The organism is Actinomadura geliboluensis, from assembly GCF_005889745.1.
Lineage (GTDB): Bacteria > Actinomycetota > Actinomycetes > Streptosporangiales > Streptosporangiaceae > Spirillospora > Spirillospora geliboluensis.
Window position 1 is genome coordinate 1 of the sequence record NZ_VCKZ01000088.1, and the last position, 24082, is coordinate 24082.

A 24082-nucleotide genomic window follows, 5' to 3' on the forward strand; every position below is an offset into this window, starting at 1 on the left:
TTATCCCGCGGGTCGTTGACGGGCCGGTCGACGCAGATCTCGACGCCGCCGAGCGCGTCCACCATGCGCTTGAACCCGGAGAAGTCGATCTGGACGAAGTGGTCGATGTGGATGCCCGCGACCGGTGTTCCGGCAGCGGGTCGTGCTGCATCAGGCGGCCCTGTCCCGGAGACAGCGCCGTCCGAGGTAACGCGGCCGGGCTCCGCCCCCGCGACCGGTGTTCCCACGACCGGTGCCGGTGCGGTGAGCGGGGCTTCCCCGGGCCCGACGCAGCCTGAGGCGACGCGGCAGCAGAGCCCTACGCGTCCCATCCGCGCGACTGGTGTTCCGGCACCTGGCCCTGCTGCAACGGGCGGGCCTACGTCAGAGTCGGCGGCGTCCGAGCGAGGGCGGCAGTCGAGCAGCACCGATCCGACCGGCGTTCCCGCGTCGGGGACGGTGCCATCTGAGGGGACGCGGCAGTCCGGCCCCGCGCAGCCTGGCCGTCCGACTGGTGTTCCGGTGGCCGGTCCTGCTGCGGGGGCTGCGTCGGCGTCGGGTCCTGCGGACGGTTCCGGTGTGGAGTCCGGGCGGCGGGCCCAGGAGGCGGCTCCCGCGGGCGGTGCGTCCGGTGGGGAGCCGGGGGACAAGAAGGTTGCCGGGCCGCGGGCGCCGGTGCCTCCGCCGCCTTGGGCGCCGCCGGTGACTCGGCCCGATGTGCCGATGGTGCCCGGGGCGTTCGGGGCGCCGCCCCGGGCGGTGCCGCCCGCGCCGAGGCGGGAGCCGCCTAAGCCGTGGTCGGAGGGGCTGTCCCGGCCGCAGCGTCCGGCCGCCGAGACCCCGGCACAGCCTGTCGAGCCTGCGGCGGCGCAGCAGGTGCCGCCGCCCGCGCCGCCTGTGGAGGAGCAGGCGCCGCCGCGTGAGGTGCGGTCGCAGCCGGCCTCGCCCGTGCGGCCGCGCCCGCTGCCGCCGCCGCCCGCGCCGCCGCCGTCCGGTCCGGCGATCACGCCGCCGGGGCCGGAGCACGAGGTCAGCACCGGCGGGTTCCGGCGGCTCATCCACGCCGTCGGCGGCGGGCACGGCGAGGTCGACGCCGAGTACCAGCAGCGGCTCCAGCAGCCGTTCCACGGGACGCGGCACGTGGTCGTCCTCGGGTGCACCGGGGGCGCGGGGCAGACCGTCACCGCGCTGATGCTCGGGCACACGTTCGCGCAGCACAACGGGGAGCCCGTCGTCGCGATCGACGTGAACCCCGGGCCGGGCGCGCTGGCCCGCCGGACGCGCAGCGACACCAACGAGACGCTGACCGGGCTCATCACGCGCGCCGACCAGGTCGGCAGCCTCACCGCGATGCGCCGGTACACCTCGCAGGCCAAGTCCGGGCTCGACGTGATCGCGGCGGGCAAGAACCCGCTGCAGGCGCTCGACGACCGCGACTACGCGCTCGCGATCCGCACGATCGACAAGTTCTACTCGGTGACGCTGCTGGACGCGGCCGCCGCCGTGGTCGCGCGGGTCCTGCCGTACGCCGACCAGATCGTGCTGGTGGCGCCAGCCAGCGCCGACGCGCCGCGCGCCGTCGCGATGACGTTCGAATGGCTGGACGGCCACGGCTACGAGGAGTTGCGGTCCCGCGCCGTGACCGTCATCAACGGGGTGAGCCGCCGCAGCATGGACGACGTCGAGCAGGCCGAGGCCGTGGCGCGCGGCAGGTGCCGGGCCCTGGTGCGCATCCCGTGGGATGATCACCTCAGCATGGACCGCGCGCCGCGCAACGAGCTGAAGTCGTTGCGGACGCCGACGCGGCGTGCCTACCTTGCCTTGGCCGGTGTCGTCGCCGGCGGCTTCACCGTCATGCCCGAGCGTTACCAGGAGCTTCAGCAGGAGCAGGAGGCCACCCGATGAGCGCCCCTCGCGGGCATCGAGCGGAGACCCTAGTGAAACGGGCATCCCTGGCGGACGGGCTTGACGTTCATGACCGTCCGGACCGTGAACACTCTCCCGGGCAGCCCTGCACGGCCGCCCGGGCGCCGGGAGAATCAGTGAGTGCTCCTCGTCCGGGACGGCGTGCGCGCGGCGGTCCGGCCGAGCGGCGCGCACCGGTCGGGGCCGAGGGCGGGAGGACGGCATGAGCAAGTCCAGCCGGCTGGCCGTCCGGTACTTCGACGACCGGGTGCTGTTCACCGACAGCGCCGCCTGGGCGTACTTCCGGCTCCCCACGGTGTCGTACGAGTTCACCACCGGGGAGGAGCGCGAGGCGCTCGCCACGAACATCACGATCGCGCTCGCGGGCATCCGGATGCAGGACGCCGAGATCCACCTGCGGATCGCGCACCGGACGTACCCGGCGGCCGAGTGGGCGCTCGCCCTGGACCGGACGTCCGACGGCGGCCCCGGATGGCGGGAGTACCTGGAGGAGACCTACGCGCACGTGTGGGCGAAGGACTTCTGGACCAAGGAGGTCTACCTCGGGGTGCGGCTCGGGCCGCGCGGGATGGGCGCGCAACTGTCCGGCGGCGTCCTCGCGCAGCTGCTCGGGTTCTACAAGCGCAGCGAGAGCGTCCTCGGCGTGCACGACGACGCGATCGACAAGAAGGAGATCGCGCGCTGGACGGAGCAGGCCGAACGGGTCGGGCGCGCACTCGGCGGGTCCGCCCTGTACGCCAGGCACGCCACCTCGACGGAGGTCGCGTGGCTGTTCCAGCACGCGGTCACGGGGTCGCTGGCGGATCCGCCGCCGTCCGCCGTCCCGCGCCGGACGTGGGGCAAGGGCGAGATCGAGTCGCTGGTCGAGGGCGCCATCCACAACGGGCGCTCCTACCTGCGGATCGAGCAGCCGAACTTCACGGGGGCGGGCGGCGGTGCGACGGCCGCGTCGTATGTCGCGTACCTGTCGTTCGCCCGGTTCCCCGACATGATGCCGTTCCCGGACGGCGAGCCCTGGTTCCACTACTCCGACTCGCTGCCGTTCCCCGTCGAGATCAGCGCGCGGATGAAGCTGATCCCGCCGGCGAAGGCGTCCAAGGACGTCTCCCGCAAGCTCGCGCACGCCCGCGACATGGACCAGCACATCCGGGAGGCGGGCGCGGAGGCGCCGATCGCGCTCGCCGAGCAGATCGACGCGGCCCGGATGCTGGAGCACGGCATCACCAAGGAGCGGCTGCCGTTCGTGTACGGCTGGCACCGGCTGATCGTGTCCGCGCCGACCGAGGAGCTGCTCGCCCAGCGGGTGGACGCGGTCGTCGAGCACTACCGCGACATCGGCATCGACGTCGTCAACTCGACCGGCGACCAGTTCTCGCTGTTCCTGGAGTCGCTGCCCGGCGACCAGATCCGGCTGAACGCCTACGCGCAGCGGCAGCCGCTGCGGACGATCGCGGGCGGCATGCCGGTCGCGACCGTCGACCTCGGCGACCGGCCGGACGACGAGCAGGAGGGCTGGATCGGCCCCTACATCGGCGAGACGCTCGGCCGGGCCCGGTCCATCGTGCACTTCGACCCGCTCGTCGCGGCGGCCCGCAACCGGCCGACCGCGGTCGCGATCACGGGTGAGCCGGGCGGCGGCAAGACGACGCTGGCGCTGCTGCTGATCTACCAGATGGCGCTGCGCGGCGTGACGATCGCGGCGATCGACCCGAAGGGCGACGCCGAGTCGCTCGTCGAACTGCTGAAGGCGCGCGGGCGCAAGGCGCGCATCCTGCCGCTCGGCTCGGCGGCGCCCGGCCTGCTCGACCCGTTCTCGTTCGGCGACGACCTCGCCACGATGAAGACGATGGCGACCGAGACGCTGCGGCTGCTGCTGCCGCGGATGTCGGAGGAGCGCGAGTCTGCGATGATCCAGGCGGTCGGCGCGGTCGCCAACGCGGAGCGGCCGTCGCTCGGGCGCGTCGTCGACCATCTGGAGGCCGCGGCCGACCCGGCGTCCAAGAACCTCGGCGCGGTGCTCCGGTCGATGTCGGAGATGCGGCTCGCGCGGCTGTGCTTCGACCCGTCCGGCGGGGAGCGCATCGACACCGAGGGCTGGACGACCGTGTTCACGCTCGGCGGCCTGACGCTGCCCGACGTCGCCATCTCGCGGGAGGACTACTCCTACGAGCAGCGGCTGTCGGTGGCGCTGATGTACCTCGTGTCGCAGTTCGCGCGGCGGCTCATGCACGGCCTCGACCGGCGGCTGCCGAAGGCGATCTTCCTGGACGAGGCGTGGGCGATCACCTCGACGCCCGAGGGCGCGAAGCTGGTGCCGGAGGTGTCCCGCATGGGACGCTCCCGGAACACCGCCCTGATCCTGGTCTCCCAGAACGCGGGGGACCTGCTGAACGAACAGGTGACGAACTGCCTGTCGTCGGTGTTCTCGTTCCGTTCCACCGAACGGGTCGAGGTCGGCAACGTCATGTCGCTGCTCGGCGTCGAGGCGTCCGACGAGCACAAGGCCGTGCTGCGCAACCTCGGCAACGGCGAATGCATCTTCCGTGACCTCGACGGCCGAGCGGGGCGCATCGGCGTCGACCTGATCTCCGAGGAACTGCAGCGTTGGCTGGACACCAACCCGACCCGGTCCCGTCCGGGCACGTCCGAACTCACCGCCGCGGGGGCCGAGGCCGAGGAGGTCACCCGATGAGGAGTCCCCGCCACGGGACGGCGCGCCTGCAGCGTTCGCCCGGCGAAGGGCTCGACCGCGCCGTCCTCGACCGCCCCGGCCGCCGCCGGCGCCGTCCGCGCGCCCGCCGCTCCGCGGTGGTGCTGCTCCTGATGGCGCTCTTCACGGTCGGGCTGTCCCCGATGGCGGGCGCCAACCCGATCTTCCCGTCGCCCAACGACGCGTGCCGTCCCGCGGACAACCCGCCCCCCGAGCAGTACGGGTCGGGGACGGACGGCATGATCAAGCCGCCCGACTACCCGAACGACAAGCTCCAGAAGACACCGGTCGAGCAGCTGACCTACTACGACCGGTACGGCACGGCAGGCCAGACCTGGTACGCGGTCGACATGGGCTGCTCCGACGGCATGGCGCTGATGGGCAACGCCCTCGCCAACACCACGTTCACCATCGTCCGGGCGGTCGACCGGACGACGATCAGCGTCTACCAGGCGGCGGCGTCCGACTCGCTGCTCGGCTGGCTGAAGGACACCGTCGACGGCGTCATCAGCAACATCGGCAAGACGTTCAACGCGCGGTACTGGTCGTGGGTGGTCATCCTCGGCGCGATGTGGCTCGCGTGGTGGGGGCTGGTCCGCAAGCGGGCCAGCAAGGTCACCGAGGGCGTGATCTGGATGGTCGCCGCGATGGTGGCGCTCGTCTGGCTGATCGCGCGTCCGGCGGACTTCACCACGCTGGGGACGAAGACGTCCGAGGCGACCAGCGCCGCCTTCAACGCGGCGCTGCCCCAGAGCGACACCAAGGGCGGGACCTGTATACCGAGGCCGGACGGCAAGCCCGATCCGGCGACCTCCCAGAACCTCGACGCGACGACGCGCAACGCCAACGGGCTGTGGGTGGCGCTGGTCTGCAAGCCGTGGCTGCAGGGCGAGTTCGGCACCACCGACCCCAACGCGAAGATCGTCAAGGAGAACGCCGACAAGCTGCTGTGGTCGCAGGCCGTCGACCTGCCGGAGACGTACGGCGGCAACAAGGTCGACCTCGGCAAGAAGGCCGACGCCTACAAGGACGTCACGAAGAACATCAAGGACAACTACCCGCAGTCCTACTCGCTGTTCCAGGGCAAGAACTGGCAGAACCGGCTCGCGGTCGCGTTCGGAGGGCTGTTCGCGGCACTGGTCGCCGGGCTCCTCATCATGGTCATCGCGATCGCGCTGATCGTCGTGAAGATCGCGTTCCTGCTGCTGCTCGTCGCCGGGCCGATCTTCCTCGGGATCGGGATACATCCGGGCATCGGACGGGTCATCGCCGTCCGATGGCTGGAACTCCTGCTGTCGATGCTGCTGAAACAGGCGGCGCTGATCGGTGTGCTGTCGCTGCTGCTGTGGGCGTACAGCCTGATCCTCGGCGAGACGCTGCCGTGGGGCCTGCAGGTGCTGCTCATCGCGCTGGTGACGTTCGCGGCGTTCATCTACCGCAAACCGTTCCAGCACCTGTTCTCGGCGGTCGGGTACTCGGCCGTCGGGTCGCGGGAGAAGAGCGAGGCGCAGCTCAACAAGTCGGTCACGGAGGCGCGCCGCAGCACCACCGGCGTCGCGGCCGCCGTCGTGCCGGGCGCGGCCGGGTACCGGCTGGGCAAGTGGGCGAAGCGCGAGGCGACGTCCGAGGCCGCCGCCGGGGCGCAGGGCGATGCCGCGCCGGGCACCGCGGTCGCCGTCGCCGACCGGCGGACGGGTGCGGGCGCGGGCGAGGGGCCGTCGCCGGAGGAGGCACCGGTGCTCGCGGCGAAGCCCCGCGGCGCGGGCGGGGCCATCGCGGCCTCGCAGGGACGGTCCCGGCGCGGCGCGCCGCCGCTGAACCTGCCGACCCGCGCGGGCGCGCTCGGCGACCGCACGGCGGACGGCGGCGGGAACTCGGGCGGCGTCTCCGCCGCGAAGCCCGGCGCCGGCGCGGCGGCGGGCGGCGGGAAGCCGTCGTCCGGCACGGGCCCCGGCACGGGCACGGTCCGGCCGACCTCCTGGTCGGGACGCGGCGGCAGCGGCGGCGGCGTCAGCGGTGGCGGCGGTAACGGCGGCTCGGGCGGCGGCAGCGGTTCCGGTGGGGGCGGCGGCTGGTTCGCCGGCGCCGGACGCGGCCGCTCCGGCGGCGGTTCCAACGGCAACGGCGGCAGCGGCGGTTCCGGCGGTTCGGGCGGCTCCGGGGGCGGTGCGCCCGCGGCGAACATCCCGCGGCAGCGCGGCGCCGGTGCCGGCGACGGCGGGTCGAACGGTGCGCCGCCGGCCCAGGGCCCGGGCGGGCGGCAGCAGCCGCCGCCGCTGTGGGGCGGCCGGCGCGGCTCCGGGGAGGGCCCGCCGATCCCGTTCTGGCTGCGCCCGGTGGACCGTCCGTCCGGTGAGGCGGATCGGGACGAGTGATGAACCTGAACGACCGCCGGCGCAAGCTTCTCTTCGCGGGGCTCGTGGTGGCGCTCGCCGCCGTGGGCATCTACCTGACGGTCGCGGCGCCCGAGCACGGCGACGACCGGACGGAGGCGCGTCCGAGCGCGACGCCCACGGCCGGTCCGCCCGGCCCGCAGTCCCCGCCGCCCGGCATCCAGAACGCCGTGAACCCGGGCGACTTCGACATCTACCGGCTGCTGCCGTTCTCCCGGCAGGAGTTCGCCACGGCGGCGGACATGGCCCAGCGCTTCGTCGCCGCCTACGAGACGTACCGCTACGACGAGACCCCCGACGCCTACATGGGGCGCCTGGCCGGCCTGACCACCGACGACCTGCGGCAGCGCCTCGGCCGGGACGCGGGCACGCCAGGCCTCCTGGAGGAGCGCCGCCGCGAGCAGGTCGTCGCGCAGGGGTCGGCGACCATCGACCAGGTGCGCAACATCGAGGACAACTCGCTCATCTTCCTCGTGACGGGCCGGCAGCAGCTCACCAAGGGCGGCAAGCGGAGCAGCGAGAGCAGGCAGTACGCGGTGACGGTCGCGCGGGACGGCGGGTCGCTGAAGGTGTACTCCTTCCAGCCGGCCGGCACCGGTCAGGCGGGTGACACCGGATGAGCCCACGCCGGTTGCTGCTCGCCGGCGCGCTCGGCGTCGCCGCGACCCTGTTCGTCGCGCTGGTGTTCGTCCCGATCCTGTTCGGCGCCAGCCAGTTCATGTTCGGCGGCGGGGTCGGCGGCGGTGACTGCGTGGACGTCGCCGGCGCGGACGCGCAGCCCGTCGCGGCGAACGACGCGAAGGCCGTCCCGGCGAACTACCTGAAGCTCTACCAGGAGGCCGGCAAGAAGTACGGCATCCCGTGGAACGTCCTGGCGGGCATCGGCAAGGTCGAGACCGACCACGGCCGGTCGACGCTGCCCGGCGTCAGCAGCGGGGAGAACTACGCGGGCGCCGGCGGGCCGATGCAGTTCCTGAAGCCGACGTTCGACGCGTTCGGCGTCGACGGGAACAAGGACGGCCGCAAGGACCGCTACGACCCGGCCGACGCGATCCCCTCCGCGGCCGCCTACCTCAAGCACAACGGCGCCCCGCAGCGGATGCGGACCGCGATCTTCCAGTACAACCACTCGTCCGACTACGTGGACCTCGTCCTCGACTGGGCGAAGCGCTACGTCGGCGGCGACTTCAAGGTCGTCCAGGCGAACGGCGTCAACTGCGAGGACAACGAGCTCCCCGCCAACGTCGGCGCGCTGGTCCAGAAGATCATCGAGTTCGCGATGGCGCAGCGCGGCAAGCCGTACGTGTTCGGCGCGAACGGCCCGGACGCCTGGGACTGCTCCAGCCTCCTCCAGGCCGCCTACCGGCAGGCCGGGCTGGACATCCCGCGCACCACGTTCGAGCAGTGGCCGTTCGGCGTGCGGATCTCCAAGGGCAAGGAGCAGCCCGGCGACCTGGTGTTCTTCGACTCCGGCCCGGGGACGTCGGCGAACAATCCCGGCCATGTCGGGATGGTCATCGGCAAGGGCAAGATGATCGTGGCGAGCTGCTCGACGTGCGTGCCCGCGATCGGCGTGAAGTCCTACAAGCGGTCGGACTGGGTCGGCGTGACCCGCCCGCTCGCGCGGCCCGACTTCAAGAAGAAGGTCGCCGAACTGGCCGCCCCCCGGCCCGGCGGCTGACCGGCGGCGCGCCTCGCCGAGCAATAATCCGAGGAACACCACCGGGCTCGCGTGGCATGCTGATCGGCGTGGAGCCCGAGATAACGATCCGCGTCGCCGACGAGCTGCTGATGTTCCTGCCCGCCGCCCGCAGGCAGGCCGCGACCCGGGTGCCCTCCGATGGGACGTCCACGCTGGGGCACCTCGTCGAGTCGCTCGGCGTGCCGCTGCCCGAGGCCGGGCCGATCACCGTCAACGGCGCGCCGGCGGAGCCGTCCGCCCGTCCGGAGCCCGGCGACGAGGTGCGGGTGGCGGCGGTGCCGCGCCCCCAGCCCGTCCCGCTGGAGCCGGGCCAGGACGCGCCGCGCTTCCTGCTGGACGTGCACCTCGGCACGCTCGCGCGCCGGATGCGCCTCATCGGCCTCGACACCGCCTACCACAACGACATGGACGACCCGGCGCTGGTCGTCCAGGCCAACGCCGAGCGCCGCGTCCTGCTCACCCAGGACCGGGGCCTGCTGCGCCGCCGCGCGCTGTGGTTCGGCGCCTACGTCCGCGGCGCCCGCCCGGACGACCAGCTCCGCGACCTCCTCGACCGGTTCGCGCCCGTCCTGCACCCGTGGACGCGGTGCACCGCCTGCAACGGCGAGCTGGTCCCGGTCGACAAGACCGAGGTCGAGGACGGCCTGGAGGCGGGGACGCGCCGCAGCTACGACGTCTACGGCCGCTGCGCGGACTGCGGCCAGGTCTACTGGCGCGGCGCGCACGGCGATCATCTGGAGGAGATCGTCCGGGAATCGACGCGACAGGTCGAGGCCGCCGCGACGGAGAGGAGCTGATCGCGATCGACCTCGTGGTGGTGGGCGCGGCGATCATCGCGGACGGCCGGCTGCTGACCGCGCAGCGGGCCGAGCCGCCGCACATGGCGGGCGGCTGGGAACTGCCCGGCGGCAAGGTCGACCCGGGGGAGTCCGACGAGGACGCCCTGGTCCGCGAGTGCGCGGAGGAACTGGCGGTCAAGGTCCGCCTGGGCCGCCGCATCGGCACCGACTGGCGCCTCAGCGACAAGGCCGTCCTGCGCGTCTGGACCGCCGAGATCGTCGAGGGCACCCCCCAGCCCCTGGAACACCTGGCCCTCCGCTGGCTGACCCCTCACGAGCTCTACGACGTCGACTGGCTCCCAGGCGACCGTCCAGTAATAGACGCCATCGCAGACGCCCACCTGATCTAACCCCCACACCGCCCGCCCCGCCCAGCCGCTCTAAGTTGCTCGCCTGGGCCTTGCCAGTAAAAGCCGCTCGCGCCGCGAACCACAATGATCGCCCGCGAAGCCGGGTTCAAAGCGAAGCGAGAAGCCACCAGTGCCACGAGCCGCAAGGCGAGCGGAAGCGGGCCAGGGGCCTGTCTCAACGACCTCAGCCCCAGCCGCACCACCCGCGAACCCTCGAGGCACACGTCCGTAACCCAAGGCTGTGGTGACCGCCACGTTGCGGTGCGAAGCCAGGTTCCGAGCGAGGCAAGAACGAGATCGCGCAGCGAGCTGAGCAGGATCAGGACGACCCGCCGAAGCCACATCAGCACCACGCGCTGACCTCAAGGCACACGTCCGTAACCCAAGCTGCGGCGACCGCCACGTTGCGATCGCGTGCGAAGCCAGGATCAAGCGAAGCGAGAACCTGATCGCGAAGCGAGCCGCTAGGCGAGCCGGAGCGATGCCAGCGATCGCCGTTTTGCCCGCCGAAGGGAGGGCCGCCAAGGCCCGACCGCCAAGGGCAAAACAAAAACCCGCCGGGGGCTTCCTACCGCGCCGCAGGAAGCCCCCGACGACCGAGGGGGCCGCGTTTCGCGGCCCGGAGGGGGGTCAGGAGATGCGGTTGGCGCCCGCGTAGTCGGAGCGGTCCGACAGCTTGGAGATCTTCACCACATCGCCGGTGCGCGGGGCGTGCAGGTACTTGCCGCCGCTGAGGTAGATGCCCATGTGGTGGAGGTTGCCGCCGAAGTAGACCAGGTCGCCGGAACGCAACTGGGACCGGGGGACCTTGGTGCCGAGCTGGTAGAGGTCGCCGGTGTAGTGCGGCAGGCCGGGCTTGCCGACCTGGGCGTAGGCCCAGACGACGAGGCCGGAGCAGTCGAAGCTGCTCGGTCCGGCGGCGGCCCACACGTAGGGGGAGCCGAGCTTGCCGTAGGCCTTGCGGGCCATCTTGGCGGGCAGGTCGGAGCCCTTGATGGTGGCGGTGAGGCCGGTGCGGGGGTCGCTGGCGCTCGTGGTGGACAGCTTGTCGAGGCGCTTCATCACCTCGGTGACCTTGGCCTTCGCCTCGGCGCGCGCCTTCTTGGCGTCCGCCCAGGCCTTCTTGACCTGGGCGGTCTTGGCCTTCGCGTCGCGTTCGGCGGCCTCGGCCCGGTCGATCTGCTTCTGCAGGGCCCGGACGGCGTGCGCCTGGTTCTGCACGAGGTAGGCGCTGTCGGACAGCCCGTCGGGGGAGCCGGTGGCGCCGAACAGCGCGTCGGGGGAGCCGGCGATGTAGTTGGCGGCGGCCATCCGGCCGAGGCGTTCGCGGGCGGGCGCGGCCTGGGTCCGGAGGGTCTGCGCGGTCGTGGTGGCGGCCTGCTCGGCCTTCTGCGCGGCCTTCAGGTCGACGCGGGTCTTGTTGTACTTCTCGGTGAGGATCTCGGCCTCTTCGTTCAGCGCGTCGAGGCTCTTGCGCAGGCCCTTCTCCGTCGTCGGAGTCGGGCTCGGCGTCGCCGCGGCGGCGAGCCCGAGCGGTGCGGCGTGCGCGGCGACGGGCGCGGTGGCGCCGAGGCCGACCAGGAGCAGGGCTGCCGCGGTGGCGGTGGGCGTGACGCGCCGCCGCCGGTGGGGGTCCGGTGCCAAGCCGGTGCTCTCCTCTCCACGCACGCCTACCGGGTTAGCTGACGGGTTCGGGCCAGGAGTCGCCCTACGGCGCGCGTGTCGCGCGCCGATTCACCCCGGGGGTGTGGGTCCCCGGTTCTCCCGCCGGGCGGGAGATTCGGCGTTCCGGTCGCAGCCCCGGGGGGTGGGACTCCGGACGACCGGATCTCGGGAAGATTACAAAGGATCGGCAAAGTTGGCCAATCGGGCGGGCGCGCGGCCCGGTGCGGCCCGCTCGGGAATGCGGGAGGGGCCGCGGAGCGTAGAATGGAGTGCTGCCGTGTTTCTGCGGCGACTCTCCTGAAACCTCACGCAAGGTAACCCGCATGCCCATCTCCACGCGCGACGACCTCCGGAACGTCGCGATCGTCGCCCACGTCGACCACGGAAAGACGACGCTGGTCGACGCCATGCTCTGGCAGTCCGGGGCCTTCCGCGAGAACCAGGACGTCGACGACCGGGTCATGGACTCCAACGACCTGGAGCGCGAGAAGGGCATCACCATTCTCGCGAAGAACACCGCGGTCAGGCACAACGGGCTGACGATCAACATCATCGACACCCCGGGCCACGCCGACTTCGGCGGCGAGGTCGAGCGCGGGCTGTCCATGGTGGACGGCGTCGTCCTGCTGGTGGACGCCAGCGAGGGCCCGCTCCCGCAGACCCGGTTCGTGCTGCGCAAGGCCCTCGCCGCGCGGCTCCCGGTGATCCTGGTGGTGAACAAGACCGACCGTCCCGACGCCCGCATCGACGAGGTCGTGGACGAGACCTACGAGCTGTTCATGGACCTCGACGCCGACGAGGACCAGATCGACTTCCCGATCGTGTACGCGTCGGGCCGGGCGGGGCGCGCCTCGCTCGACAAGCCCGCCGACGGCAGTATGCCCGGCAGCGACGACCTGGAGCCGCTGTTCAAGGTCATCACCGAGACGATCCCGGCGCCGTCCTACGACCCGGACGCCCCGCTCCAGGCGCACGTGACGAACCTGGACGCCTCCAGCTACCTCGGCCGGATCGCGCTGTGCCGGATGCACGCCGGGACGATCAAGAAGGGCCAGCCGGTCGCCTGGTGCCGCCACGACGGCAGCATCGAGCGGGTCAAGATCACCGAGCTGCTGATGACGGACGCGCTCACCCGCAAGCCCGCCGACGAGGCCGGGCCGGGCGACATCATCGCGATCGCCGGCATCCCGGACATCATGATCGGCGACACCATCGCCGACCCCGACGACCCGCGCCCGCTGCCGCTGATCACGGTGGACGAGCCGGCGATCTCGATGACGATCGGCACCAACACCGGGCCGATGGCGGGCCGCGAGAAGGGCACCAAGGTCACCGCGCGGATGGTCAAGGACCGGCTCGACCGCGAGCTGGTCGGCAACGTGTCCCTCAAGGTGCTGCCGACCGAGCGGCCGGACGCGTGGGAGGTGCAGGGCCGCGGCGAACTGGCCCTCGCGATCCTCGTCGAGAACATGCGCCGCGAGGGCTACGAGCTGACCGTCGGCAAGCCGCAGGTCGTCACCCGCGAGATCGACGGCAAGCGGCACGAGCCGGTCGAGCGGCTCACGGTCGACATCCCCGAGGAGCACCTCGGCGCGGTCACGCAGCTGATGGCGGTCCGCAAGGGCCGCATGGAGCAGATGACCAACCACGGCACCGGCTGGGTGCGGATGGAGTTCCTCGTCCCGGCCCGCGGCCTGATCGGGTTCCGTACCGAGTTCATGACGGAGACGCGCGGCACCGGCATGGCGCACCACGTGTTCGAGGGCTACGAGCCGTGGTTCGGGGAGCTGCGCACCCGCCCGTCGGGGTCGCTGGTCGCCGACCGCGCCGGCGCCGCCACCGCGTACGCGATCACGAACCTGCAGGAGCGCGGCACGTTCTTCGTCGGGCCGACCACCGAGGTGTACGAGGGCATGATCGTCGGGGAGAACTCCCGCGCCGACGACATGGACGTCAACATCACCAAGGAGAAGAAGCTCACGAACATGCGGTCGTCCACCGGCGACGAGCTGGAGCGGCTCACCCCGCCCCGGCTCCTGTCGCTGGAGGAGGCGCTGGAGTTCTGCCGCGAGGACGAGTGCGTCGAGGTGACGCCGGCGAACGTCCGCATCCGCAAGGTCGTGCTGGACGCCAAGGAGCGCGAGCGCATGCGCGCCCGCACCAAGCGCGCCGGCTGAGACCGGCCGCGCCCGTAGCGCGAAAGAGGGCGGCCCCGCGGTTCCGAGAACCGCGGGGCCGCCCTTCTTCGTGCTCAGCTCACTTCAGCTGGACGGTCCCGGTGACGTCGGCGGCCAGGCGGAGCTGGTCGCCGTCGCGCAGGGGCGCCTCCACGCCGCGGGGCAGCCGCTCGCCGTTGACGAACGTCCCGTTGGTGGAGCCCTCGTCCCGCACCCAGGCGGTGCCGGACGGGTCGAGCCAGACCGTCGAGTGGCGCCGCGACACGTTGTCGTACTGCGTGAACGTGGCCGCCACCGGCGACTGCCCGGCGTCCCGGCCGAGCACGAGGTGCTGGCCGACGGACACCTTCAGCTCGCCCGTGGGGAACTGCACCCGCAGGACGGGCGTGCCCTGCTTCGGCAGGGGCCGCAGGCACGAGTCGCACTGCGCGGCGCCCGGGTTGCTCAGCACCGCCTCGCAGTACGGGCACATGAACGCCGTGCTGTCGGGGGCGGGGGGACGCTGGCCCTGGTCGTGCGGCAGCAGCGTCGCCTCGCGGCCGTGCGGCGGCAGCGGCGGCTGGCCCCCGTGCTGGGGACCACCGTGCTGGGGACCACCGTGCGGAGGCCCACCATGCTGGGGGCCGCCTAGGGGCGGCTGCCCGTGCGGCTGCGGCGGCGGGCCGAACTGGTGGTCGGCCGGCTGCGGCGCGCCGTACTGGTCCTGCTGCGGTGCGCCGCCGTACTGGTCCTGAGGGGCACCGTACTGGTCTTGCGGGGCACCGTACTGGTCTTGCTGGGGGGCGCCGTATTGGTGGTCTTGCGGGGCGCCGTACTGGCCCTGCGGAGCGCCGTACTGGTCCTGCGGGGGCTGGTACTGCGGCTCGCGCTGCTGCTGGTACTGGTCGGACGGCGGCTGCGGCGCGCCCCACTGGTCCTGCGGCTGCTGCGGCTGCTGGGGCATGCCCCACGGGTCCGCGGGCTGCTGCCCGGGAGCCTGGCCCCCGTGCGGCGGGCCGCCCTGGTGGGGGCCTCCCTGCTGCGGAGCGCCGTGCTGCGGCTGCCCGTACTGGCCGGGCGACTGCTGCTGCCCGGGCGGCGGACCCCACTGGTCCGGCTGCGGCGGCTGCGGCGGGCCCCACTGGTCGGGCTGCTGCCCGGGCGGCGGGCCCGGCTGGTGCTGCGGGGACTGCTGCCCGTACGGATCGTGCGGCTGCGGCGCGCCGTACTGCGGCTGGCCGTGCTGCGGGCCGCCGCCGTACTGGCCGCCCTGCGGCTGCTGGTCGTCGTACCCGCCCGGCCCCTGCCGGTGGGCGCCGCCTCCGCCGCGCGCCAGATTGGCCCCGCAGTTCATGCAGAGCAGGTCGCCCTGCTGGTGCGGCTCACCGCAGACAGGACAGTTCAAGGTCGCCATGACACATCCCCCGAGCGCACCCCGGCGCGGTCGAGCCTCGACGTCAGGTGCTCCATGTCACCCCTTCGCGGGATCCCGATGTAGTACACCCGCCTTCCCTCCGGCCCTTCGTCCACGGACACCTGCACTCGGGGCCCTGTTCCTTCTCCAGTGTTCCCGACGTCGGCCAGTGCCCCGTACCGCCGCCGTCCGAGCGGAGACAGCGGGACGACGCGCTGGTTCGCCGACCCCCTCCAGAGTAGGGAGCCGTCGCCGGAGTGTCGCCCCCCCGGATTGAGCCGATCGACGTACGGTCCGGTGATCACCGCGTCGCACATGTCGAGGATCTCGCGCGTCTCACCGCCTCGGCAGAGCCGAGAGTAGACATATCCGCTGTATACCAATATGTCCAATGCAATCGTCTCACGGTCGAGGGTGTCCCGCCACGCGTGGATACCGCGCAGCAGGGCCCCCAGCGCGGCCGGCTGCTGGAACGGCTCACCACCGGAGATGGTGACGCCGTCGACCGGTCCGGGCAGGGACGCGAGCCATCCTAAAACGGTCTCGACGGGCACCGCGCGCCGCGGGTCGGCGTCCCAGGTGTCCCTCGACAGGCAGCCGTGACAGTGCAGCGTGCAGCCCTGCGTCCAGATGCCCGCGCGGATTCCGGGGCCGAGTGTGGTCACGGGATAGTGCGCCTTGGCGAGCAGGAGCGTCTCGCCGGCGCCACCCGCGCCGGCGCCGCCGTCCCCGGTCACTGGAGGTCCAGGTGGACGATGCTTCCCTCGCGCCGGATCGCCGTCACGGTGACCTTCTCGTCCGGCACGAGTTCCCGGTCGAACAGCGCGCGCGCCAGCGGGTTGACGAAATGCGACTCCAGCGCCATGCCGATACCGCGCCCGCCCTTGTCCAGCTCCTCGGTGCACCATTCACGGAGGGTCGTCAGAGCCTCGCCCTTAACGGCCAAGGAGAGGCGGTGCTCCTCGGTGACCCGGCGGCAGATGTTCGCGAATTGCAGGTCGAAGATCTTGTGCGCGGCCTCGGCGGAGATGAAGTCGAACACCACGATGTTGTCGCCGAACCGGTTGAGCAGCTCCGGCCGGTTGAGCACCTCGGTGAAATGGTCGGCGACCGCGCCCTTGATGCGCTGCTCGACCTCGTCGTACGACATCCCGGGTGTGATGTTCTGCACACGGTCGGCCGAGGCGAGGGGGAACGCGTCCCGGGTCGTGAGGTCCCGCCCCGGGACGTACATCCCGAGGTTCGAGGTGAAGATCAGGATCGACTCGGAGAAGTGCACGGTGTTGCCGCGGCCGTCGGTGAGCCGGCCGTCCTCCAGGATCTGCAGGAACTTGTCCAGGATCCGCGGGTGCGCCTTCTCGATCTCGTCGAACAGGATGACCCGGAACGGGTCCTCGCGGACGGCGTTGGTCAGCTCGCCGCCCGCCTCGTGCCCGACATAGCCGGGCGGCGACCCGATCAGCCGGTCGCCGGACCCCTCGCCGGAGAACTCGCTCATGTCGAAGCGCAGGTAGGCGGACTCGTCCCCGAACACCAGCTCGGTGATCGACTTCGCCAGCTCCGTCTTGCCGGTGCCGGTCGGGCCGGCGAAGAACAGCACGCCGCGCGGCCGGCTGCCGGACCGGGTCGCCTGCGCCCCCGACAGGCCCAGCACCGCCCGTTTCAGTATGTCGAGGGTCTTGGTGACGGCCTGCGGCTGCCCGATCACCCGCTCCGGGACGCGCTTCTCGCCCTCCAGCACCCGGCGGCGCAGATGGCCGCGGCTCCACGGGTTGTCGAGCACGCCGAGCTTGTAGGTGCGCACCGCGTCCGGCAGGTCGGTGAGGCCGACGCCCCGCTCCTTCGCCAGCCGCGTCACCTCGATCATCGACTGCAGGGTCAGCCCGTCGGCCTGCTCGGCGAACGCGTCGCAGGCCGCCGCCGCGGCCTCGTCCGCCCCGATGTCGGTGACCCCGAACGCGCGGGCCAGCAGCCGCGCCGTCTCCTGCCGGTCGCCGAGGTGCGGCCGCGGGATCGTGATCTCGCGGATGTTCTCGTTGTCGGCGGTCAGCCACGGCGGCAGGTCGCCGGGCCGCTCCACCAGCCACAGGATCGGGTTGTAGAGCGGCTTCGGGCGCGGCCCCGACACCCGGACCGGCCGCGCGCCGCGCGACAGCTTCGCGCAGAACCGGAAGAAGTCGCGCTCGGCGGGCTCCAGGTCGGTGGGCGTGCGGGCGATCCGGGACGCCGAGTCGATCACGAACGCGGCGCGGACGTCCTCCTTCGGCCGGGCCACCGCCGCCAGGTACCGGGTCAGCCCCTCCAGCGACGGCTTGTCGTCCGCCTTGATCTTGCCGAGCAGCCGCTCGGCGGCGCGCATCGAGTCCTCGTCGCCGTCGCCGGGGATGATCTGCAGCCCGTCCACCGGGTCGTAGACGGCCATGAAGGACGCGCCGCTGGAGCGCAGCGCCTCCCACAGCAGGGCGCGCAGCGGGAGCAGCCCCGTCGGCGCGCCGCCCTCCGCCGGCGGCGTGAGGAAGCTGTCGTACAGGTTCCCCGACAGGACGTACTGGGAGTGCACGGAGAGGGTCGCGTCGAGCTCGCGGATGAACGGCGGCCAGCCCTGCAGTCGGCCGCCGAGAGTCGGCGAATCAATGCTCATGTTCTGGTGCGCCCCCACTCCGTTCCAGGCCCCCGGACATCTCAGGTATGACGCTCGCGGTGGCGCTCGCGTTGCCCGGCTCGCCCCCTAGTCTGCCGTGACCGCGCCGAAACCGGCAGCTCACGCACCCCGGGCTCCAGCCGCCACGCCACCTCGGAGCGGATCCCGGCGTCCGCCAGCCGGGCCCGCGCCGCCTCGAACGCCGCGCACCACTCCTCCTCGCGCTCGACGTCCAGCCGCCGGTCGTCCTCGCTCTCGGCGGGCCGCTCGCGCACCATCGACGCGCGGACGTGCGCCGCGTCGTCGACCCGCATCCGGACGCTGTGGTCGGGCCAGGCGCCCTTCGTCAGCGTCACGGTGCCGTCCTCGGCGGTCAGCGTCTCGAACCCGGCGTGGACCTCGTACCCCATGTCCTCGAACGCGGCGGTGATCGAGTCGAGGACGTACCGGCGCTCCGCCTCGGCCTGCGCGGCGGCGTCGCGTTCGGCGGCCAGGCGCCGCTCCTCGGCCCGCAGCTCCTCCGTGCGGCGGTTGGCGGCCTGGATCCGGAGCCGGACCTCCTGCAGGACGCCCTCGGCCTCCTCGGCCGTCCCGGCCCCGGCGAGCAGCGCCGCCGCCTCCGCCACGGCCCGCCGCTCGGCGTCCGCGGCGTCCGGCAGCAGTCGCGCCATGATCCGTTCGAGGTTCCGCCGGACGTCGTCGCCGGTGGCGGGCGGCGGCGGTGCGCTCCGCGCGGCGTCGGTCACCAGGCCCTCGGCGGGGGCCGCGAAGATCTGGGTGCTGACCTGCGCGGCCAGATGCTCAGACAGGTGCCGCTCGGCCTCGTCCAGGGCCCGGTCGGTGGCCGCGCACCACGCGGTCAGCTCCGCGGTGCTCTGGTGCTCGTCCGGCACCAGCTGCTCGGGCAGCGGCACCTTCGCGCCGAGCTCCGCGCGGGTCTCGGCGAGCGCGGCGATGCGCGCGTTGCGCTCCACGACCTCGCGGAGCGCGCGCTCCTGCGACTCGACCTCGGCGAGCGCCGCCGCCCGCGCCTCGGCCCGCCCGGCGGCCAGCGCCGCGAGCGCCTCCGCGCCCCGCCCGGCCAGCCCGGCGCCGCGCCCGAGCACCCGGTTCATGCCGAGGCTGAGGACGACGGCCGCGTCCAGCGCGATGTCCGCGTCGATCCCGCTGCTCACGAAGCTCCTCCTGCGATGGTGCGTGCCTGCCGCCAGCGGTGCAGCCGGACCCCCGCCGCCACGGCGTGCGCGGCGGGGACGGCGATGAGGACCATGAGCCACAGCAGGCTCGCGACGGACGTCAGCGCCGCGAGCAGGAGCAGCAGGAGGAGCAGCGGCACCGTCGCCGCGAGCAGCAGCAGACCGCAGCCGCGCCGCCCGGTCTGCCGCGCGGCGCCCGACATCGTCTGGGACGCCTTCGAGAGCCCGCGACTGCTCGCCCCTAGGACGCCCGACACCATCGCCCACGGCCCGTGGGGGAGGTAGTCGCCGCCCTGCGCGCGCGCCAGGAGCACTTCGCTGCCGCACTGCACCGCCCAGGCGAGGACCGACACGACGGCCAGCGCGCCGAAGGAGATGCCGGAAGACGAGCCGTGCAGGCCGACGGACGTGGTGCCGTCGTCGGAGCCCCCACCGGAGAGCGAACCGATCACCCAGCTGCCCGCCAGCCAGAAGAGCAATACGGGCAGCGTCCAAAGGACGGCCTTGGCCGTGGCTGCATTGCGTCCTGCGAGACGCTGACGTTCACGCTCCGCCCACTGCGCCTTGAGCGCCTCGTTCCGCTGCTCGGCGGTGTACCGGTCGCGCGTCCGGGACTCGCTCTCCGCGACGGCCTCGGGGGCGGCGCGCGTCACCGCGAGGAGGCGCAGCGGATCGTCGCCCGCGCCGTCCGCGATCCAGGTGAACCACGGCGCCGGATCCGTCACCGCCGCGCGCGCCCGCGCCGCGCCCTCCGCGATCAGCCGGTGCGCCTCCGCCGGACGCGCCGCCAGGGCGAGCAGCGTCAGCAGCACGGCGGGCGGCTCCTCCGCCTCGGCGTCCGGCAGCCGCCGCGCGGCCCCTGCCGGTGTGGCCTCCTGCTCGCGCAGCCAGCGGACGAGGTCGTTCCACGCCGCGACATGGGCGCGCCACTGGTCGTCGACCCGCGCCAGCTCCGCCGCTCCCTCGAAGCCGGCGCACACCGGGAGCAGGCGGTGCTCCCACAGCGCCCGGCCGATGAGGCAGGCGGTGCGGTGGTCGCGGTGGCGGGGGTCGCCGGCCAGCGCGGCGAGGCCCGGCAGGTCGTCGGCGGTCACCCGGCGGCCGAGGAAGTGCGGGGGGAGCGCCGGATCCAGCCACCGCACCAGATGCAGCAGCTTCACGTCCGGCGGCAGCCGCGTCATGAGGTAGCCGTCGACCAGGTCGATGCGGCTGTCGTCCGGTGCGTCCGCGAGCCACTCGCGCAGGCTCCGCCACGCCTCGCCCGACTCGCCGCGTCCGAAGAAGTACTGCGCGGCGTAATCCCAGTGCTCGACGAGCGCGCGCGCCAGCTCGCCCCTGCGCGTGTAGCGGCGGCCCTTGAAGGGGAGGCCGTCGCCCGGTTCGGTCTGCGCGCTCTCCTCGGCGACCGGCGGCGAGGCCCCGTCCAGCCACTCCTGGACCTGCGCGCCCGTCCACCTCTTGCGCGGATCCCGGGTCAGCAGCCCGCGGCACAGCAGACGCAGTCTCGGGTCGGGGACATCGTCGGCGCTGACCGGGCGCGTGGCCAGATGGTCGACCACCACGGTCTCGCTCAGCCCCTGGAACGGCGCGCGCCCCGTCGCGACCTCCTTGACGATCATGCCGAGCGACCACCAGTCGCGGGCCGGCGACACCTGCCCCGACAGCGACTCGGGCGCCGCGTAGGCCAGTGTCCGCGACGACGACGCGAACACCACGCTCTGGTCGAGGACCTTGCTCAGCCCGAAGTCGGCGATCGCCAGCCGCAGCGGCTCGGCCCCCAGCACAAGGACGTTCTCGGGCTTGAGGTCACGGTGCACGATCCCGGCCCGGTGCAGCGCCGTGAGGCCCGCCGCGAGCTGCGCCGCCACATCGGCGGCGGCGTCGCCGGGCAGCGGCCCCGCCTGCATCAACGCCCGCAGGTTGCCGTCCGGGATATATGGGGTGATCTCGTAGTCGCGCCCGTCCGCGTGCCCGGTCTCCAGGATCCGCAGGACGTGCGGCGAGTCCAGCGCGGGCAGCTTCGCCCACACGTCCCGGTCGGCGCGGTAGCCCCGGCGGAAGATCTTCACCACGTACTCGTCGCCGGCGCCGTCCCGCACGAGCAGCAGATCGGACTCGGCGCCCTGCACGGGCAGCTCCGCCACCGTCGCGTACCGCTCGCCGAGCACCGCCGGCAGCCGCATCAGCGACTCGCCGGCCGCCGCCCCGTCCCGCCGCGTCTCGCCCGGCGGCCGCGGCCCGGGCACCCGCGCGTCGTCGCGCCGCGTCGCCCCGGCGTCCCGCCGCGTCTCACCCGGCGCCCCGCCGCCGGGACCCGCCCCGTCGAACTCGCCCACCAGCCGTCCCGTCTAGCTCTTGTCCTTGATGACCCGCAGATACTCGGCCTGCTTGAACCGCACCACCACCGCCTCCATGAAGATGCGGACGAGCAGCATCTGCACCAGCCAGAGCACCGGCGTCGCGACGATGAGGATGAGCCCGCCCAGCCAGAACTCCGTGGAGACCAGCACCCAGAGACCGAACAGGAGGATGCCGAGACATTCCAGGGAGATCAGCAGCAACGACAGGACATAGGACGTCTTGGCGAGCTTCGGGGTCACCAGGGCGTTGAAATCGGTGTCCAGGAGCGCGCCCAGCAGGCCCTTCTCACCGGATTCGGCCGGGGCCCACGGCTGCTGGGCCGCGCCGGGGACGCCGGGCGCCGGCTGGCGCGGGCCGGGGACGGGCGCCGGCTGCTGCGGACCGGGCGGTGGACCGTACGGTCCCCCCGGCGGGCCGGGGGCCTGCGAGCGCGGTGGGTGACCGGGGTCCGAAGGATTCGTCATTCGCCGTCGTCTCCAGTGTGGGGCCTACAGACAGACTCTAGAGCCTGACGCGGCCGCCCGCCCGGGACGGAAGGCACGCCTCACCGGGCGTGCCGCGCCTCTCCCGGACACCGCCGCCGCGCCCGCCGCAGGATGACCACGTCGCGAGCGGGAGCGCTAAGACCGGTAAACGGCGAAACCGGGAGTTCAGCACCACCTCGGGCGGCCCCTGGCCGAGCACGAAGCGGTGCTCGCCTCTATCCCGGGCCGACAGGGCGGGGACGCTCCGGGCGCGTTATCGTGCCCGAGGCTCCCGATGAGCGCCGGAATGGGCGAGGTGCGATGGTCGCGTTGGTGTTGCTCCTGGTCGGCCTCGCCGCCGGCGTCCTCTTGGCCCCCATGGCGGTGCCGTTCACCGGCCCCGTCGACTGGACGCGGCGGACGGCGCTCGGTGCCGCCACCGCCTGCGTCTTCGGAGCCATCGGATGGCGGATCGGAGCGGAGCCCGTCCTCGGCGCGCTGCTCTACCTCGCGGCGGTCGGCGCGCTGCTGGCGTTCATCGACATCAGGGAGAAGCGGCTGCCGGACCGCTTCACCCTCCCGTCCTACGGCATCGCAGCGGCGCTGCTGGCCGTCGCCGTCCCGTTCACCGACGACGGCCTGCGGCACTTCACGCACGCGCTCATCGGCATGGCGGCGCTCTTCGCGCTGTTCGCCCTGCAGGCGCTCGCCGTCCCGTCCGGCATCGGGCTCGGGGACGTCAAGCTGTCGGGCGTGCTCGGGCTCTGCCTCGGATGGTTCGGCGGGCGCGCCTGGATCACCGGCCTGCTGGTGATGTACCTGATCGGCGGCGTCATCGCCGTCGGCGTGCTGATCGTCCGCCGGACGCGGAAGGGCGAGTTCCCGTTCGGCCCGGCGATGCTCGCCGGGACCCTCGTGGCGGTGCTGGCGGCCACCGGATGAACCCGGTCACGCGCAGGGGTTCTTCCGGCCGGCCTTGACCCCTCCTCCGATCTTGTTGATGGCGGGCGGGGTGAACCGGCCACCCGCCTTGCCGAGGACGAGACGGACACCGCCAGCGGGCGCGCCGCCGTCGGCGGTGAGGACCGCGTCGGGGAGCGCACGCGCGAGCACGGACGCCTGCGCCTCGGCGGACGGGGCGTAGACGAGCCGGGTCTCCGCGGCGGGGGCCGCCTTCCCGACCGTCTTGGCGACCTTGAAACCGCGCTCCCGGAGCTGGCGCACCGCGTTGTCGACCGCCTTCTTCGGGGCGCCCGCGGCCACGACGGTGACGTTCACCTGCCCGGGCGCAGGCAGGGCTTGCTGGGCGGGAGCGGGCGCGGGCGGCTCCGCAGGCAGGTCGTCGTCGCGGCGGACCGCCTCGAACAGCGCCTGAGCCCGCTCCCGGTTCCACTGCACGCGATTGGGGTCCGGGGCGTAGCGCTCGACGGGCACGGTCACGAACCGCACCTGCCCGGCGTCCATCCCCTTCAAGCCGTCCGCGATCTTCTTCATAGTCGCCAGGTTCAGGTCGTCGTCGGTCGTCATCGACTTGGTCGCGGCCTTGAGGAACTTGTAGGTCTTGGCCGGGTCGGTGAGCATCGAGCCGCTGGTGGCCTTGTCGACGACGGCGGCCATGAACTTCTGCTGCCGCTGGATGCGCTCCAGGTCGGAGCCGTCGCCGAGCGAGTAGCGGGCCCGCACGTAGCCGAGCGCCTGGGTGCCCTTCACCGTCTGCTTGCCGGCCTTCAGGTACAGCTGGGCCCGCGGGTCGTTGACGGGCCGGTCGACGCAGATCTCGACGCCGCCGAGCGCGTCCACCATGCGCTTGAACCCGGAGAAGTCGATCTGGACGAAGTGGTCGATGTGGATGCCGGTGAGGCCCTCCAGCGTCTTCCACGTGCAGGTCGGCCCACCGAACGCGAACGCGGAGTTCAGCATGCCGAACTGCGCCGGGACGGTGCCGCCGCCCTCCTTCTCGCACTTGGGCATCTTCACCATCGAGTCGCGGGGGAAGCTGATGCCGACCGCCTGGTCGCGGTTGGGCGACAGGTGCAGCAGGATCGTGGTGTCCGACCGCGCCCCGGTCACGCCGTCCGCGTACTCGGAGTTGTCACCGGCCCGCGTGTCGGACCCGAGCAGCAGGATGTTGAGCGACTTGTTGAGCTTCTTCGGACGGTCCGGCCCGAGGCGCCCGCCGACATGCTTCTGATCGATGCCGCCGACGATGTCGTGATAGAGCCACGCCGCCCCACCACCACCGAGCAGCACGACGGCCAAGACCCCCACCGCCGTCCACCGCAAAAC

18 protein-coding genes and 1 riboswitch are annotated in these 24082 nt (G+C 72.9%); of the genes, 9 read left to right on the top strand and 9 right to left on the bottom strand.

Annotated features, from left to right (window positions below):
- Nucleotides 1-227 (bottom strand): LCP family glycopolymer transferase (locus tag ETD96_RS14615; protein ID WP_171069030.1); only part of this gene is annotated, 227 nt, incomplete at its 3' end.
- Between the two features lie 454 nt (nucleotides 228-681).
- Here ETD96_RS14615 and ETD96_RS14620 point away from each other — a divergent pair.
- From ETD96_RS14620 to ETD96_RS14650, 7 genes are all read left to right on the top strand, one after another.
- Nucleotides 682-1884: a MinD/ParA family ATP-binding protein gene (locus ETD96_RS14620; RefSeq protein ID WP_138636886.1), complete on the top strand. Its 1203-nt coding sequence runs from the start codon at nucleotides 682-684 to the stop codon at nucleotides 1882-1884.
- Nucleotides 1885-2107: 223 nt separating this feature from the next.
- Complete coding sequence (locus ETD96_RS14625; protein WP_138636887.1) at nucleotides 2108-4597, top strand: ATP-binding protein; 2490 nt, start codon at nucleotides 2108-2110, stop codon at nucleotides 4595-4597.
- Complete coding sequence (locus tag ETD96_RS14630) at nucleotides 4594-6990, top strand: type IV secretion system protein (RefSeq protein WP_138636888.1); 2397 nt, start codon at nucleotides 4594-4596, stop codon at nucleotides 6988-6990. The genes ETD96_RS14625 and ETD96_RS14630 overlap by 4 nt, the downstream gene beginning before the upstream one ends.
- Nucleotides 6990-7628, top strand: coding sequence for a conjugal transfer protein (locus tag ETD96_RS14635; protein WP_138636889.1), 639 nt, complete (start codon nucleotides 6990-6992; stop codon nucleotides 7626-7628). Before ETD96_RS14630 ends, ETD96_RS14635 begins: the two co-directional genes overlap by 1 nt.
- Nucleotides 7625-8689 (top strand): C40 family peptidase, encoded by a 1065-nt coding sequence (locus ETD96_RS14640; protein ID WP_138636890.1) that lies wholly within the window; start codon nucleotides 7625-7627, stop codon nucleotides 8687-8689. The genes ETD96_RS14635 and ETD96_RS14640 overlap by 4 nt, the downstream gene beginning before the upstream one ends.
- A gap of 56 nt (nucleotides 8690-8745) precedes the next feature.
- On the top strand, nucleotides 8746-9507 hold the full coding sequence (locus tag ETD96_RS14645) for a Mut7-C RNAse domain-containing protein (protein ID WP_138636891.1): 762 nt from the start codon (nucleotides 8746-8748) through the stop codon (nucleotides 9505-9507).
- A gap of 5 nt (nucleotides 9508-9512) precedes the next feature.
- The gene (locus tag ETD96_RS14650) at nucleotides 9513-9899 is read left to right on the top strand and encodes a (deoxy)nucleoside triphosphate pyrophosphohydrolase (RefSeq protein ID WP_138636902.1); all 387 of its coding nucleotides are present in this window, start codon (nucleotides 9513-9515) and stop codon (nucleotides 9897-9899) included.
- A gap of 630 nt (nucleotides 9900-10529) precedes the next feature.
- On the opposite strand, the gene ETD96_RS14655 is transcribed toward ETD96_RS14650, so the two are convergent.
- Nucleotides 10530-11543, bottom strand: coding sequence for a C40 family peptidase (locus ETD96_RS14655; protein ID WP_138636892.1), 1014 nt, complete (start codon nucleotides 11541-11543; stop codon nucleotides 10530-10532).
- A 7-nt stretch (nucleotides 11544-11550) separates the two neighbouring features.
- Nucleotides 11551-11695: riboswitch (cyclic di-AMP (ydaO/yuaA leader) on the bottom strand.
- A 192-nt stretch (nucleotides 11696-11887) separates the two neighbouring features.
- On the opposite strand from ETD96_RS14655, the gene typA reads away from it, so the two are divergent.
- A complete protein-coding gene (gene typA, locus ETD96_RS14660; protein WP_138636893.1) occupies nucleotides 11888-13741 on the top strand; it encodes a translational GTPase TypA in 1854 nt (617 codons plus the stop codon).
- Nucleotides 13742-13820: 79 nt separating this feature from the next.
- On the opposite strand, the gene ETD96_RS14665 is transcribed toward typA, so the two are convergent.
- Genes ETD96_RS14665 through ETD96_RS14690 form a run of 6 tightly spaced genes read right to left on the bottom strand, consistent with a single transcriptional unit; the run spans nucleotide 13821 to nucleotide 21796 of the window.
- Nucleotides 13821-15134, bottom strand: a complete 1314-nt coding sequence (locus ETD96_RS14665) for an FHA domain-containing protein (RefSeq protein ID WP_138636894.1) — start codon at nucleotides 15132-15134, stop codon at nucleotides 13821-13823.
- Entirely contained in the window at nucleotides 15122-15871 is a 750-nt protein-coding gene (locus ETD96_RS14670) for a 4Fe-4S single cluster domain-containing protein (RefSeq protein ID WP_138636895.1), read from the bottom strand. The genes ETD96_RS14665 and ETD96_RS14670 overlap by 13 nt, the downstream gene beginning before the upstream one ends.
- Complete coding sequence (locus ETD96_RS14675) at nucleotides 15868-17775, bottom strand: AAA family ATPase (protein WP_138636896.1); 1908 nt, start codon at nucleotides 17773-17775, stop codon at nucleotides 15868-15870. The genes ETD96_RS14670 and ETD96_RS14675 overlap by 4 nt, the downstream gene beginning before the upstream one ends.
- 41 nt (nucleotides 17776-17816) lie before the next feature.
- Nucleotides 17817-18950: a response regulator receiver protein gene (locus ETD96_RS14680; RefSeq protein ID WP_138636897.1), complete on the bottom strand. Its 1134-nt coding sequence runs from the start codon at nucleotides 18948-18950 to the stop codon at nucleotides 17817-17819.
- The gene (locus tag ETD96_RS14685; RefSeq protein ID WP_138636898.1) at nucleotides 18947-21307 is read right to left on the bottom strand and encodes a protein kinase domain-containing protein; all 2361 of its coding nucleotides are present in this window, start codon (nucleotides 21305-21307) and stop codon (nucleotides 18947-18949) included. The genes ETD96_RS14680 and ETD96_RS14685 overlap by 4 nt, the downstream gene beginning before the upstream one ends.
- A 12-nt stretch (nucleotides 21308-21319) precedes the next feature.
- Nucleotides 21320-21796 (bottom strand): DUF4282 domain-containing protein, encoded by a 477-nt coding sequence (locus ETD96_RS14690; RefSeq protein WP_138636899.1) that lies wholly within the window; start codon nucleotides 21794-21796, stop codon nucleotides 21320-21322.
- Nucleotides 21797-22117: 321 nt separating this feature from the next.
- On the opposite strand from ETD96_RS14690, the gene ETD96_RS14695 reads away from it, so the two are divergent.
- On the top strand, nucleotides 22118-22738 hold the full coding sequence (locus ETD96_RS14695) for a prepilin peptidase (RefSeq protein ID WP_138636900.1): 621 nt from the start codon (nucleotides 22118-22120) through the stop codon (nucleotides 22736-22738).
- A 6-nt stretch (nucleotides 22739-22744) separates the two neighbouring features.
- On the opposite strand, the gene ETD96_RS14700 is transcribed toward ETD96_RS14695, so the two are convergent.
- The coding region (locus ETD96_RS14700) for an LCP family protein (protein ID WP_138636901.1) at nucleotides 22745-24082 on the bottom strand (1338 nt) is incomplete at its 5' end.